The sequence below is a fragment of the Streptomyces sp. NPDC001904 genome, assembly GCF_040297005.1.
Taxonomy (GTDB): domain Bacteria; phylum Actinomycetota; class Actinomycetes; order Streptomycetales; family Streptomycetaceae; genus Streptomyces.
This window is the reverse complement of sequence record NZ_JBEOYI010000012.1, coordinates 122,765-136,485: the sequence shown is the minus strand read 5'-3', so window position 1 is coordinate 136,485 and position 13,721 is coordinate 122,765. Positions and strand designations below refer to the sequence as shown.

The following is a 13,721-nucleotide window of genomic DNA, read 5'->3' as shown; positions in this document are numbered from 1 at the left end:
GCCGTGGTTGCTCGCGCAGTTCCCCGCGCCCCTGAGATGCGCACTTCGTGCGGCATCTCATCGGGGAAGGCTGCGCGCAGCGCATGCCTTCAGGGGGCGACGCGAGCCGCGGACGGACGACGGGTCAGACCTCCCCGCGCACCATCCCCAGCAACCGGTCGAGAACCCGCGGCCCCCCGGCGCGCAGACCGTCGTGCTCGAACTCGTTGGTCACCCAGGGCCGCAGCCCCCGCACGGCACGAGCCGTCCCGAGCGTATGCTCCGTGTCCACGTACATGTCGTCGTGGTACACGGCGGCAGCCACCGGCACCTCATTGGCGGCGAGCCGCGCCGGATCGTACAGCGGCGTCCACTCGGTCCGGGCGGCGAGCGCGGCCGCGACGTCCCGCAGCGGCCGCAGCGCCGGATCGCAGTCGAACTGCCAGGGGTGGATGGACTCCCCGGTGAAGTAGAGCGGCCCGCCCGAGGCGAGCGCCCGCTCGCCGTCGAACTGCGGGAACTCCGCGCGGACCCGCTCGGCGGCCCAGTCGGTGGCCCGGCCGCCCTGCGCGTAGATGGCCTCGTGGAGCAGGGCGTACAGCGGATGGGCGGCGTACGACAGGGCGCCGGCGACCTGTTCCCGGAAGGAGTCGGACAGTTCGCGGCCTGCGGGGGTGCGGACGAACGCGTCCTCCAGCAGATAGTGCAGGCGGTCGCTGCCGTCTCCGCCGCCGAGCCAGATGCCGAGGGACTGGAAGGCCTCGAGGGTGAGGGTGTAGCCGTTGGGCAGCACCGGCCGCCGCTCGGCGATGTGCGTGCCGATCTCGCGGGCCCGCTCCACGTCCATCGGATAGCGGGCGTAGTGCGCGCGGACCTTGCGCTCGATGCGCGGGTAGGCGGCACGGTAGACATCGTCGGCGTGGCCGTCCAGGGTGGGCAGCCCGCCGGTGATCAGTGCGGCGTCCAGCCCCTCGGGCGCGGCGGAGAGGTAGTGCGTGGCGCAGAAACCGCCGAAGCTCTGGCCGAGGACGGTCCACGGCGCGCCGCCGGTCACCTGGGGGCGGACGGCCTCGCAGTCGCGGACGATCGAGTCGGCGCGGAACCGGGTGAGGTAGGCGGCCTGCTGTTCGGCGTCGCCGCGCAGCGGGAGCGTCTGGCGGTTCGCGGGCGTGGAGGCACCGGTGCCGCGCTGGTCGAGCAGGAGCACCCGGTAGTCCCGGAGGGCGCGGCCCAGCCACGCCTCCTGCCCGGAGAACCGGTTGGCGCCGAAGCCGGGGCCGCCCTGGAGATAGACGAGCCAGGGCAGCGTGTCGTCCTCACGCCCGGCGGCGACGGCCTCGCGCGCGTACAGCTCGATGCGCTCGCCGTCGGGGCTGTCGTGGTCCAGCGGGACGGTGAAGCGATGGTCGGTGAGGACGACTCCGGGCTGGCGGTAGCGGGCGGCGCTCAATTCGGCTCCTGTGCGCAGGGCGGTACGGGTGTCCGGAGTGCGGACATTCCGGATCTGCGGACCAGTTCAGCACACGGCGCCGGGCACGGTCAGCGCGGGCCCAGGCTGGAGCCGCGCACGACGAGTTCCGGCTGGAGCACGACGCGACGGTGCTCGTGCCCGCCGTCCGGCCGGTCGGCCGCTTCGATCTCCTCGAGGAGCAGTTCGGCGGCGAGCGCGCCCATGGTGACGGCCGGCTGCCGCACCGAGGTGAGCGGCACCGCGGCGGCCGCCGCGAACTCGATGTCGTCGTAGCCCACGATCGCGATGTCCTCGGGGACCCGCACCCCGGCCGCGTACAGGGACTGCAGGACACCGAGGGCGAGGAGGTCGTTGGCGCAGAAGACCGCGGTGGGGCGGTCGGCGAGGCCGAGGAGGCGGGCGCCCGCGTCGCGTCCGGCGGCGACGTCGAGGCGTTCCGTGGGCAGTTCGTGCAGGGCGGTGGCGGGCAGCCCGGCCTCGTCGAGGGCGCGCAGGGCGCCCTGGCGCCGGTCCTTGACCTGGTTCAGGGCGGGCGGACCGCTCACGTAGGCGATCCGGCGGTGGCCGGCGCCGACGAGGTGGCGGACGGCGAGCGCGCCGCCGTTGACGTCGTCGACGGAGACGGAGCACTCGGTGGCGCCCTCGGCGACCCGGTCGACGAGCACGAAGGGGATGTCGTGCCGCCGGAACTGCTCGACGGTGCGGCCGGTCGCCTCGGCCGGGGTGAGCAGCACACCGCGCACCCGCTGCTCGGCGAAGAGGGAGAGGTACTCGGCCTCCTCGGTGGGGCTCTGCGCGCTGTTGCACACCATGACGCCGAGCCCGGCCTCGCGCGCGGCCCGCTCGGCGCCGCGCGCCACGTCGACGAAGAACGGGTTGCCCATGTCGAGGACGAGCAGCCCCATGATCCGGCTGCGCCCCGCGCGCAGTTGACGGGCCGACTCGCTGCGGACGTAGCCGAGCCGGTCGATGGCCGACAGGACGCGGGCGCGGGTCTCCTCGGCCACGGTCTCCGGACGGTTGATCACATTCGAGACGGTGCCCACGGACACCCCGGCGACACGGGCGACGTCCTTGATCCCCACGGACTGTGCCATCGGGTGTGATCCTCCAGGTGAACGGGTGCGGCACGGCGAGTCTACGTGGGGTGGCCCGTCCCGCGTTCGGTCCGCCGGACGGACGGCAGCACTCCGATTCCGACCCTTTGAATCGTTTCGTGGCGCTCGCGACTCAGCCGTCTTTGCTGCACACCTCTTGTCAGCGGCCACAGGGACCCGTAGGTTCCTCCACCCCGCATTGAATCGTTTGAAACCGTTCAATCGGCGCTCCCCCACCATCCCCGAGCACCTTCACCGTCGAAGGGAAACCTCACAGATGAGCAGCGACATCCGACGCAGGACCGTTCTGGCCGCGACCGCGGGCGCCGTGCCCGTCGTGGCCGCGGCCGGCACCTTCACCTCCGCCTCCCCCGCGCAGGCGGCACCCGCGGCCTCGGCCGACGACGGCGCCGTGACCGGGCTGACCGTCGAGCACCGCGTCGACCCGCTCGGCACGGACGCCACCCGACCGCGCTTCGGCTGGCGGCTCGGCTCGCACCGGCGCGGTCTGGCGCAGGGCGCCTACCGGATCCAGGTGTCGTCCTCCGCGGCAAAGCTCGCCGCCGGGCGCGGTGACGTCTGGGACAGCGGCCGCGTGACATCGGCCGACTCGGTCGCCGTCGCCTACGACGGACCCCGACTGAAGCCGTCCACCCGGTACTTCTGGGCGGTGACCGCCTGGGACGGCAAGGGCCGCCCGGTCGGCACCTCGGCCGCGTCCTGGTTCGAGACGGGCCTGCTGAGCAGCGACGGCGTCACCCAGTGGGACGGCGCGCAGTGGATCGGCATGAAGGGCAAGGCCCCGAACTCGGCGGGCGCGCCGCTGCTGCGCGCCGAGACACCGCTCACCGCGCGCAAGAAGGTCCGCGACGCCCGCCTCTACGTGTCGGCGCTGGGCGTCTACGCGGCGTACGTCAACGGCGAGCGCGTCACCGTGCCGCAGGACGGCGGCCGCGCCACCGAGCTCCTCACGCCCGGCTGGACCAACTACGACATGACCGTGAACTACATGACGTACGACGTCACGGGCCTGGTCGCGGACGGCGGCGGCAGAGTGACGCTGGGCGCGGTGCTCGGCAACGGCTGGTACAACGCCCGGATATCCGAGGGCAGTACGTACTACTCCAAGGACGGCAATCCGCTCGCCCTCAAGGCCAAGCTGCTCGTCCGCTACACCGACGGTTCCACGCAGTCGCTCGTCACGAAGGAGGGCGGCGGCTGGAAGGCCACCGACACCGGCCCCTACCGCGCCGACGACATCTACGACGGCCAGACCTACGACGCCCGCCGGGAACTCGACGGCTGGGCGGACGGCGGCTTCGACGCGGGAGCGTGGGCGGACGTCGAACAGGTCGGCTACGGGACGAAGTTCCCCGACGCGAAGCTGGTCGCCTATCCCGGTGAGACCGCCCGGCTGATGGACGCGTGGGACCGCACACCACGATCCGTCACGGTCTACAACAAGGTGACGGGCGAGTCGTCCAGCGCCAACGGCAAGGGCGAGATCGTCCCCGACCCGGACCGCTCGACGACGAAGGAACCCGGACCCGTCACCCTGCGCACGGGCGACACGGCCGTGTTCGACCTCGGCCAGAACCTCGTGGGTGTCCCCCGCTACTCCGTGAAGGGACCGGCCGGGGCCCAACTCGTCGTCAAGACGGGCGAGATGCTCAACGACGACAGTGCGGGCGCGGACGGCCCGGCAGGCTCGCTCTACCGCGCCAACCTGCGCTCCGCGAAGTCCACCAGCACCTACGTCCTCAAGGGGGCCGACGGCGGCGAGACGCATGAGGACTCGCTCGCCTTCTACGGCTTCCGCTTCGTGTCCGTGGAGGTGACCACGGCCGACACCGAGGTCACGTTCTCCGGGCTCGTCGGCAGGGTCGGCACGTCGTCGCTGCACGACACCGGAGACCTCAGCACGGACGACGACGACATCAACCAGCTGATCAGCAACGTCCGTTGGGGTCAGCGCGGCAACTATCTGTGGGTGCCGACCGACTGCCCGCAGCGCGACGAACGGCTCGGCTGGACCGGTGACACCCAGGTCTTCTCGCACACCGGGCTGTACAACACCCGTGACGCGGTGCCGTTCCTCAGCCACTTCGAGTCGATCCTCATCGAGTCGCAGAAGATCTACGGCGTCGACGGCGCCCAGTTCACGGCGGTGGCTCCCGGCAACCGGTACAACGCGGCCTCCCCGTGCAGCGGTTGGGCCGACTGCGGGGTCATCGTGCCGTGGACGGTGTGGCAGATGAGCGGCGACACCACGATCATCGACCGCAGCTGGGACGCGATGGCCCACTACATCGACTGGATTCGGCAGAAGGGCGGCGACACCTACGCGGGACAGGGCGCGATCTTCGCCGACTGGCTGGCGTTCCAGAACACCGGCACGCAGTTGATGAGCGACGTCTACTACGCGTACAGCGTGCGTCTGATGGCACAGATGGGCCGGGCCACCGGACGCGACAGCGAGGCCAAGGCGTACGACGGCCTCTTCGCCGGCATCCGCAAGGCGTTCCTCGCGAAGTACGTCCAGGTCGACGGTGACACGATCACCGTGAAGTCGAGCATCGGCGGCAAGCCGCCCATGGGCGGTGACCCGGAGGACAACAGCCAGTCCGCGCTGCTGTGGGTCCTGAAGCTCGGCTTCTACGACACCGAGGCCCAGCGCCGCTCCCTGGTCGGCCTGCTGGCGGACAACATCGGGAACGACGCCGCGTACAAGGCGGCCCACCCGGACAGCGCGCGCGTGGAGTACGCGGAGAACACCCTCTCCGTCGGCTTCCTCGGCTCGAACGTCATCGCGCCGGTCCTCACCGACGAGGGCCGCGCCGACCTCGCGTACGAACTGCTGCACCAGGACGCGATGCCGTCGTGGCTGTACTCGGTGAAGAACGGCGCCACGACGATCTGGGAGCGCTGGAACTCGTACTCCGAGGAGGACGGGTTCGGGCCGGTCGAGATGAACTCCTTCAACCACTACTCGTACGGCGCGATCATGGAGTGGATGTACACGTCCATGGCGGGCATCGCCGGGGATCCCGAGCATCCCGGATTCCGCCGGTTCCGGCTGCAGCCGCACCTGGACCCGACCGGTGGCATCACCCGGGTCTCGGGACGGCACCTGTCGCCGTACGGCGAGATCACGAGCGCGTGGTCGCTGGCGGCCGACGGGACGCTGACGTACGAGGCGACGGTGCCCGCCGGCACCGAGGCGACGCTGGCGCTGCCGGCGCTGTCGGCGAACGCGGTACGGGAGGGGCGCACCCCGCTCGGCTCCGTCGCCGGGGTGCGGTTCGAGGGGTTCGCGGACGGGACGGCCACCTTCCGGCTGCCGTCGGGGCGGTACCGGCTGACCAGCACGGTCCGCTGACGGACGCGGGGGCCGGACGCGCCGTCCGGCCCCCGCCGCGTTCACGGTCGGGCCCTGCTCGACCCGCGGACCACCAGCTCCGGTCGCAGTACGACATGTTGATGCCGGTGGGCCGCAGCTCGCTCGCCCGTCTCCTGGAGCAGCAGTTCGGCGGCGATCGCGCCCAGGGTGAGCGCGGGCCGGCGGACCGAGGTGAGCGGGACCGTGGCCGCCGCCGCGAACTCGATGTCGTCGTAGCCCACGATGGACACGTCCTCGGGGACCCGCACCCCGGCCGCGTACAGCGCCTGGAGCACGCCGAGCGCAAGGAGGTCGTTCGCGCAGAACACGGCGGTCGGACGGGGGGCCAGGCCGAGGAGGCGGGCGCCCGCGTCGCGTCCCGCCGCCACGTCGAGCCGTTCGGTGGGCAGTTCGCGCAGCAGCGTGTCCGGCAGTCCCGCCTCGGCGAGCGCCTTGTGGGCGCCCGCCCTGCGGTCCTGCACCTGGCGCAGGTGCGGCGGCCCGCTCACGAACGCGAGGGAACGATGACCGCCCGCGACCAGATGGCGCAGCGCGAGGGCGCCGCCCGACACGTCGTCGACGGCGACCGAGCAGCCCTCCTCGTCGCCGGCGACCCGGTCCACGACCACGTACGGAATGCCGTGGCGCCGGAAGTCGCGCAGGGTGCTGCCGCTGGGGTCGGCCGGGGTGACGAGCGCGCCCCGCACCCGCTGCTCGGCGAAGAGGGAGAGGTACTCGCCCTCCTCCGCCGGGTCCTGGCCGCTGTTGCAGACCATGACGCCGAGGCCCGCGTCGCGCGCGGCGCGCTCGGCACCGCGCGCGACGTCGACGAAGAACGGGTTGCCCATGTCGAGCACGAGCAGCCCCATCATGCGGCTGCGGCCCGCGCGCAGCTGACGGGCGTACTCGCTGCGGACGTAGCCGAGGCGGGCGATGACCTGCTGGACGTGGCGGCGGGTCGTCTCGGAGACCCGGTGCGGCTGGTTGAGGACGTTGGAGACGGTGCCCACGGAGACTCCCGCGACGCGCGCCACGTCCTTGATGCCGGCCGTGGACCGGCGACCCGGCCGCTCAGGCAAGGTGGAAGACCTCGGTGAGCGGCCGCATCGCGGCGTCCGGCGCCTGCCCGTCGAGCTCCTCGAAGAAGGAGCCCATCTCGGCCTGCCAGCGGGCGTTGACGTCGGTGGCGTCCATGGCGGCCCGCGCCGCCTCGAAGTTCTCCGTCTCCAGGTAGCCGACGAGCAGGCCGTCCTCGCGCAGGAAGAGCGAGTAGTTGTGCCAGCCGGTCGCGGTCAGTGCCTCCCGCATCTCCCGCCACACGTCCTCGTGGCGGGCGCGGTAGGCGTCGACGCGGTCGGCCCTGACCTTGAGCAGGAAGCAGACGCGCTGCATGTCCGTCGTGTTCCCTTCGCCGCTCAGAACTTGAAGTCGTCGATGTTCGCCTTGTCGAAGACGGTCGGCTTGCCGAGGCTGACGACACCGTCCTTGCCGATGGTGAACTCGCCCATGTCACCGGCCTTGTACGTCTCGCCCTCCTTGCCGGTGATCCGGCCGGACTCCAGGGCGACGGCGGTGTGCGCGGCGAGCGCGCCCAGCTTGGCCGGGTCCCACAGCTCGAACGCGTCGACGGTGCCGTTCTTGACGTAGGCCCTCATGTCGTTGGGGGTGCCGAGGCCGGTGAGCTTGACCTTGCCCTTGTACTTGGAGCCGGACAGGTACTGGGCGGCGGCCTTGATGCCGACGGTGGTCGGGGAGATGATCCCCTTCAGCTTGGGGTGCTCCTGGAGCAGGCCCTGCGTCTGCTGGAACGACTTCTGGGCGTCGTCGTCGCCGTAGGCGGTCGTGACGAGCTTGATGTCCTTGTACTCGGGCTTCTTCAGCTCGTCCTTCATGTAGTCGATCCACGTGTTCTGGTTGGTGGCCGTCTGGGCCGCCGAGAGGATCGCGATCTCGCCCTTGTTGCCGATCTGCTTCGCGATCTGCTGGACCTGGGTGCGGCCGAGGTCCTCGGCGGAGGCCTGCGAGACGAACACGTTGCGGCAGTCGGCCTTGGTGTCGGAGTCGTACGTGACGACGCTGACGCCGTTCTTCATCGCCTGCTTCAGGGCGGTGCACAGGGCGCCCGGGTCCTGCGCCGACACGGCGATGCCGTCGACCTGCTGCTGGGTGAGGGTGTTGACGTAGGAGACCTGTCCCGAGGTGTCGGTACCGCTGCTGGTGCCGACCTCCTTGTACGTCGAGCCCAGTTCCTGGAGCGCCTTCTTGCCGCCGTTGTCGGAGGTGGTGAAGTACGGGTTGTTGACCTGCTTGGGCAGGAAGGCGACCGTGAGGCCCTTCTTGGTGGCCGCGTTCGGGTCGGCCTTGCCCGCGGCGTTGGACTTCGCCGCCTCCTTGTTCGCGTCGTCCTTGGTGGTGCCGCCGCACGCGGTGGCGCCGACGACGAGGGCGGTGGTGACGGCGAGCGCGGCGGTGAGCCGGCGGGTTCGGGCGGTGACGGACATGAGGGTTCCTTAGCGGTGGTGGGAACGGGACTTGTGTGCGACGTACGAGGGCCGCGTGTCAGGTGGCGGTGGGCGCCGGTGGTAGCGCGGCGGCGGTCCTGCGGCGTGCCCTGGACTGGGCGACCTGGCGGCCGACGCGCGGGGCGAGCACCGAGATCACGAGCAGGACGCCGGTGACGACGATCTGGGACTGCGCGGAGACGTTGAGCAGGCTCATCACGTTCTGCAGCGAGCCGAGCAGGAACACACCGGCGACGGCGCCGCCCAGGGTGCCCTTGCCGCCGTCGAAGTCGATGCCGCCGAGGAGCACGGCGGCGATGACGGACAGTTCGAGGCCGGTGGCGTTGTCGTAGCGGGCGCTGGCGTAGTGCAGGGCCCAGAACACGCCGGTGAGGGCGGACAGCAGGCCGGTCGTGACGAACATGGACAGCTTGAGGCGCTTGACGCGGACGCCGGCGAACCGGGCGGCCTCCTCGTTGGCGCCGATCGCGAACAGCGAGCGGCCCACGCGGGTGGCGTGCAGCACGACGACGGCGACGGCGAGCAGGATCACGAACGGCAGGGCCGCGTACGGGACGAACGTGTCGCCGAACCGGCCCGCGCCGAAGTCCAGGTACTGCGAGGGGAAGTCGGTGACCGAGTCCGAGCCGAGGACGATCTGCGCGATCCCCCGGTAGGCGGCCATGGTGCCGATGGTGACGGCGAGGGACGGCAGCCCGAGGCGGGTCACGAGCAGGCCGTTGACCAGGCCGCAGACGACACCGAGCAGCAGGCAGAGCGGGATGATCGTCTCGATGGCCATGCCGTTGTTCCACAGGGCGCCCATGACGGCGCCGGAAAGACCGGCGGTGGAGCCGACCGACAGGTCGACCTCGCCGGAGATGACGAGCATCGTCATGGGCAGGGCGATCAGGGCGATCGGCAGGGTGTTGCCGATCAGGAACGACACGTTGAGCGCGTTGCCGAAGTTGTCGACGAACGAGAACGAGCAGAGCAGCAGCACGATCAGCAGGGCGCCGACGGCGGTGTCCCAGCGCACCAGGCCTTTCGGGGATGCGGCCTTGATGGAGTCAGGCATGGCGGGCGCTCCTCATCTGTGCGGCCTGCTTGCGGAGCACGGCGGCGACGCGCAGGGCCAGGATCCGGTCGACGGCGATGGCGAGCAGCAGCAGGACGCCGTTGATGGCGGTGACCCAGACGGAGCTGACGCCGATGGCGGGCAGCACGCTGTTGATCGAGGTCAGCAGCAGGGCGCCGAGGGCCGCGCCGTAGACGGTGCCGGAGCCGCCGGTGAAGGCGACGCCGCCGACCACGACGGCGCTGACGACGGTGAGTTCGTAGCCGTTGCCGGTGCCGGAGTCGACGTTGCCGAAGCGGGCCAGGTACAGGGCGCCGGCGAGTCCGGCGAGCGCGCCGCACAGGATGTAGGCGGTCATGATGCGCTTGCGGACGGGGATGCCTGCCAGGGTCGCGGCCTCGGGGCTCGAGCCGAGCGCGTACATCTCCCGGCCGCTGCGGAAACTGCGCAGGTAGTAGCCGACGCAGAGCAGCACGGCGAGGGCGAGCAGCGCCAGGTAGGGCACGACCCACAGGCCGTCGTGGCCGAAGTCGACGAAGCCGTTCGGCAGGTCGGCGGCGACGATCTGCTCGGAGCCGACCCAGATGGAGTCGATGCCCCGCACGACGTAGAGCGTGCCGAGGGTGACGACGAGGGCGGGCACCTTGCCTAGGCTGACCAGTGCGCCGTTCAGGACGCCGAACACGGCGCCGATGACGACGGCGTAGACCACGGCGATCAGGGAGCTGCCGCCGCCCTGGAGGTAGTTCCCTGCGGCGAAGGCGGAGATGCCGAGCACCGATCCGACGGACAGGTCGACGTTGCGGGTGAGGACGACGACGGCCTGGCCGGTGGCGACGAGGACGAGGATGGTGGCGTTCAGGAGCAGGTCCTTGACGCCCTGTTCGGACAGGAACTCGGTGTTGGAGACCTCGGTGGCGAGCAGCATCACCACGAGCACGCCGGCCACGGCCAGCTCGCGGGCCTTGAACACCTTGTCGATGAGCCGCCGCCCGGCGGTGGGCTCGGGCACGGCGTCCTCGCGTACGGGCTGCGCTGTCATGGTCACGATGCGAACATCTCCCTCAGGGGCGCGGGGCTGCGTCGTTCAGCGGCTGCGCCGCGGGGCGCGCTCGGCCACGACGAACGGACGACCCCCGACGGCGATCCGGCGAACATCACGCGGCCCTCCCCGTCGCGGCGGCCATGACGGACTCCTCGCTGGCCTCGGCCCGTGAGAGCTCGGCGGCGAGCCGCCCTTCGTGCATGACGAGCACGCGGTCGGCCATGCCGAGCACCTCCGGCAGGTCCGAGGAGATCATCAGCACGGCGACGCCTTCGGCGGCGAGCGAGGACAGCAGCCGGTGCACCTCGGCCTTGGTGCCGACGTCGATGCCGCGCGTCGGCTCGTCCACGATGAGCACCTGCGGTCCGGTGGCCAGCCACTTGGCGAGCACGACCTTCTGCTGGTTGCCGCCGGACAGGGTGCCGACGACGTCGGCGAGCCGCGCGTACTTCACCTGGAGCCTGACCGCCCAGTCGAGCGAGCGGCTGCGCTCGGCCTTCCGGTTCATCAGGCCCGCCCGGCTGGTGGCGGCGAACCCGGTCAGCCCGATGTTGCGCTCGATGGACATGTCCATCACCAGGCCCTGGGCGCGCCGGTCCTCGGGGACGAGGGCGAGGCCCGCGTGCATCGCGAGACTCGGCGCACCGGGCTTGAGCCGCTTGCCGAGCACCTCGACCTCGCCGCCGTCGAAGCGGTCGACGCCGAAGACGGCGCGGGCCACCTCGCTGCGCCCGGCGCCGACGAGCCCGGCGAGGCCGACGATCTCGCCGCGGCGCACCTCGAAGGAGATGTCGGTGAAGACGCCCTCGCGGGTCAGCCGGCGCACGCTCAGCGCCACGTCGCCGAGTTCGGTGTCCTGCTTGGGGTAGAGCTCGTCGAGGTCGCGGCCGACCATGCGGCGCACGAGGTCGTCCTCGGTGAGCCCGTCGAGCGGCTCGCTGCTCACCCAGGCGCCGTCGCGCAGGGTGGTGACCCGCTGGCACAGCTCGAAGATCTCCTCCAGGCGGTGCGAGATGAAGAGCACGGCGGCGCCCTGCTCGCGCAGGGTCCGAACGACGCCGAAGAGGCGGGCGACCTCGCTGCCGGTGAGGGCGGCGGTCGGCTCGTCCATGATCAGGACCCGGGCGTCGAAGGAGAGCGCCTTGGCGATCTCGACGAGCTGCTGGTCGGCGATGGACAGGCCGCGGGCCGGCTGGTCCGGGTCGAGTTCGACGCCGAGCCGCTTGAAGAGCGCGGCCGTCGCGTCGTTCACCGCGCGGTGGTCGACGCGGCCGAGGGAGCGGCGCGGCTGGCGCCCCATGAAGATGTTCTCGGCGATCGACAGGTCGGGGAAGAGCGTCGGCTCCTGGTAGATGACGGCGACGCCGGCGTCCCGGGCGTCGGCGGGGCCGTGGAACTCCACCGGCGCGCCGTCGAGCAACACCCTCCCGGTGTCGGGCCGGTGCACCCCGGCCAGGGTCTTGATCAGCGTCGACTTGCCCGCGCCGTTCTCTCCGGCCAGGGCGTGCGCCTCGCCGGGGTACAGGCGCAGGCTGACGCCGCGCAGGGCCCGCACGGCGCCGAAGGACTTGCTCACCTCCTCCAGCGCGAGGACCGGAGTCTTCTCCGGTTCGGGATGCGTCATGACATGTCTCCGTGGGTCTGCGAGAGGGGGGCGGGCCGGTGCCGTGCCGTCCGCACGAGCGATGGCCGAGGGCGTCCGACGGACGCCTCGACCATCCGGCGTGAAATGTTTCAGTGAAGTTGCCCGGAAGCTAGCCCCGCCTCGCCGAAGAGGTCAAGGGGTCCGCGCCAGAGGGATCGCACGACGTGCGACACGATTACGTAACGCAGTTGAGCTCATGCGCGACCTCTTGACGGGCGCCATCCCCGGGGTTAACTTCCCCACCGAAGTGAATCGATTCACGCATCAAGGTTCACGTTTTCCCGCTCCTCGCCCGTGCCCGCTCCGACCGGGGGCATGCGGCAACCCGCGCACTCAGAGGTGGACATGCCTGACATCGCTGCCGTGAAGGCCGCACTCGCCGACCAGCGGATCGAGACACCGTCCTGGGGCTACGGCAACTCCGGCACCCGGTTCAAGGTGTTCGCCCAGGCCGGCGTGCCGCGCACGCCCCGGGAGAAGCTGGACGACGCGGCGAAGGTGCACGAGTTCACCGGCATCGCCCCGAAGGTCGCGCTGCACATCCCCTGGGACACCGTCGACGACTACGCGGCGCTCGGCGCGTACGCGAAGGAGCGCGGCCTGGAACTGGGTGCGGTCAACTCCAACACCTTCCAGGACGACGACTACAAGCTGGGCAGCGTCTGCCACCCCGACCCCAGGATCCGCCGCAAGGCGGTCGAGCACCTGCTGGCCTGCGTCGACATCATGGACGCGACGGGTTCGAAGGACCTGAAGCTGTGGTTCGCCGACGGCACCAACTACCCGGGCCAGGACGACATCGTGGCCCGCCAGGACCGCCTCGCCGAATCGCTGGCGGCGGTCTACGAGCGGCTCGGCGACGACCAGCGACTGCTCCTGGAGTACAAGTTCTTCGAGCCGGCCTTCTACACGACGGACGTACCGGACTGGGGCACCTCCTACCTGCAATGCATGAAGCTCGGCGACAAGGCGCAGGTGGTCGTGGACACCGGCCACCACGCGCCCGGCACCAACATCGAGTTCATCGTCGCGCTGCTGCTGCGCGAGAAGAAGCTCGGCGGCTTCGACTTCAACTCCCGCTTCTACGCCGACGACGACCTGATGGTGGGCGCCGCCGACCCGTTCCAGCTCTTCCGGATCCTGTACGAGGTCGCCAGGAACGGCGGCTTCGACCCGGTCACGAACGTGGCGTTCATGCTCGACCAGTGCCACAACATCGAGGCGAAGATCCCGGCGGTCATCCGCTCCGTGATGAACGTGCAGGAGGCGACGGCGAAGGCGCTGCTCGTCGACCGCGAGGCGCTGGGCGCGGCGCAGGCCACGGGTGACGTGCTGGCCGCCAACGCCGTGCTGATGGACGCCTACAACACCGACGTGCGGCCGCTGCTCGCCGAGTGGCGCGAGGAGCGGGGCCTGCGCCCGGACCCGGTCGCCGGGTACGCGGCCTCGGGGTGGCAGGAGCGGATCGTGGCCGAGCGGGTGGGCGGCGAGCAGGCGGGCTGGGGCGCCTGAGCCCCGCCCGGCCC

General features: G+C 71.2%; 10 protein-coding genes. 2 read left to right on the top strand and 8 right to left on the bottom strand.

Features of this window, described 5'->3' with window-relative positions; genetic code table 11:
• Positions 1-124: 124 nt before the first annotated feature.
• Both ABT127_RS20975 and ABT127_RS20970 read right to left on the bottom strand, forming a co-directional pair.
• A complete protein-coding gene (locus tag ABT127_RS20975) occupies positions 125-1,429 on the bottom strand; it encodes an alpha/beta fold hydrolase (RefSeq protein WP_351452026.1) in 1,305 nt (434 codons plus the stop codon).
• Positions 1,430-1,518: 89 nt separating this feature from the next.
• Positions 1,519-2,547 (bottom strand): LacI family DNA-binding transcriptional regulator, encoded by a 1,029-nt coding sequence (locus ABT127_RS20970; protein ID WP_351452023.1) that lies wholly within the window; start codon positions 2,545-2,547, stop codon positions 1,519-1,521.
• A gap of 277 nt (positions 2,548-2,824) precedes the next feature.
• Between ABT127_RS20970 and ABT127_RS20965 the strand changes: the two genes are divergently transcribed.
• Positions 2,825-5,926, top strand: coding sequence for a family 78 glycoside hydrolase catalytic domain (locus ABT127_RS20965; RefSeq protein WP_351452020.1), 3,102 nt, complete (start codon positions 2,825-2,827; stop codon positions 5,924-5,926).
• 41 nt (positions 5,927-5,967) lie between these two features.
• On the opposite strand, the gene ABT127_RS20960 is transcribed toward ABT127_RS20965, so the two are convergent.
• From ABT127_RS20960 to ABT127_RS20935, 6 genes are all read right to left on the bottom strand, one after another.
• Positions 5,968-7,005 carry a LacI family DNA-binding transcriptional regulator gene (locus ABT127_RS20960; RefSeq protein WP_351452017.1) on the bottom strand — a complete coding sequence of 346 codons (1,038 nt, stop codon included), beginning with the start codon at positions 7,003-7,005 and terminating at the stop codon, positions 5,968-5,970.
• Complete coding sequence (locus tag ABT127_RS20955) at positions 6,998-7,318, bottom strand: L-rhamnose mutarotase (protein ID WP_351452014.1); 321 nt, start codon at positions 7,316-7,318, stop codon at positions 6,998-7,000. The genes ABT127_RS20960 and ABT127_RS20955 overlap by 8 nt, the downstream gene beginning before the upstream one ends.
• 23 nt (positions 7,319-7,341) lie before the next feature.
• Entirely contained in the window at positions 7,342-8,427 is a 1,086-nt protein-coding gene (gene rhaS / locus ABT127_RS20950) for a rhamnose ABC transporter substrate-binding protein (protein ID WP_351452012.1), read from the bottom strand.
• A 58-nt stretch (positions 8,428-8,485) separates the two neighbouring features.
• The gene (locus tag ABT127_RS20945; protein ID WP_351452009.1) at positions 8,486-9,505 is read right to left on the bottom strand and encodes an ABC transporter permease; all 1,020 of its coding nucleotides are present in this window, start codon (positions 9,503-9,505) and stop codon (positions 8,486-8,488) included.
• The gene (locus ABT127_RS20940) at positions 9,498-10,553 is read right to left on the bottom strand and encodes an ABC transporter permease (RefSeq protein ID WP_502971748.1); all 1,056 of its coding nucleotides are present in this window, start codon (positions 10,551-10,553) and stop codon (positions 9,498-9,500) included. The genes ABT127_RS20945 and ABT127_RS20940 overlap by 8 nt, the downstream gene beginning before the upstream one ends.
• A 109-nt stretch (positions 10,554-10,662) precedes the next feature.
• Positions 10,663-12,174, bottom strand: a complete 1,512-nt coding sequence (locus ABT127_RS20935; RefSeq protein WP_351452007.1) for a sugar ABC transporter ATP-binding protein — start codon at positions 12,172-12,174, stop codon at positions 10,663-10,665.
• Positions 12,175-12,540: 366 nt separating this feature from the next.
• On the opposite strand from ABT127_RS20935, the gene rhaI reads away from it, so the two are divergent.
• Complete coding sequence (gene rhaI, locus ABT127_RS20930) at positions 12,541-13,707, top strand: L-rhamnose isomerase (RefSeq protein ID WP_351452004.1); 1,167 nt, start codon at positions 12,541-12,543, stop codon at positions 13,705-13,707.
• Positions 13,708-13,721 lie beyond the last annotated feature (14 nt).

Excerpts from the sequence above, each read along its gene's own strand:
- ABT127_RS20970 (WP_351452023.1), bottom strand. The coding sequence starts at position 2,547 with ATGGCACAGTCCGTGGGGATCAAGGACGTCGCCCGTGTCGCCGGGGTG.
- ABT127_RS20965 (WP_351452020.1), top strand. The coding sequence starts at position 2,825 with ATGAGCAGCGACATCCGACGCAGGACCGTTCTGGCCGCGACCGCGGGC.
- ABT127_RS20955 (WP_351452014.1), bottom strand. The coding sequence starts at position 7,318 with ATGCAGCGCGTCTGCTTCCTGCTCAAGGTCAGGGCCGACCGCGTCGAC.
- rhaS (WP_351452012.1), bottom strand. The coding sequence starts at position 8,427 with ATGTCCGTCACCGCCCGAACCCGCCGGCTCACCGCCGCGCTCGCCGTC.
- ABT127_RS20945 (WP_351452009.1), bottom strand. The coding sequence starts at position 9,505 with ATGCCTGACTCCATCAAGGCCGCATCCCCGAAAGGCCTGGTGCGCTGG.
- ABT127_RS20935 (WP_351452007.1), bottom strand. The coding sequence starts at position 12,174 with ATGACGCATCCCGAACCGGAGAAGACTCCGGTCCTCGCGCTGGAGGAG.
- rhaI (WP_351452004.1), top strand. The coding sequence starts at position 12,541 with ATGCCTGACATCGCTGCCGTGAAGGCCGCACTCGCCGACCAGCGGATC.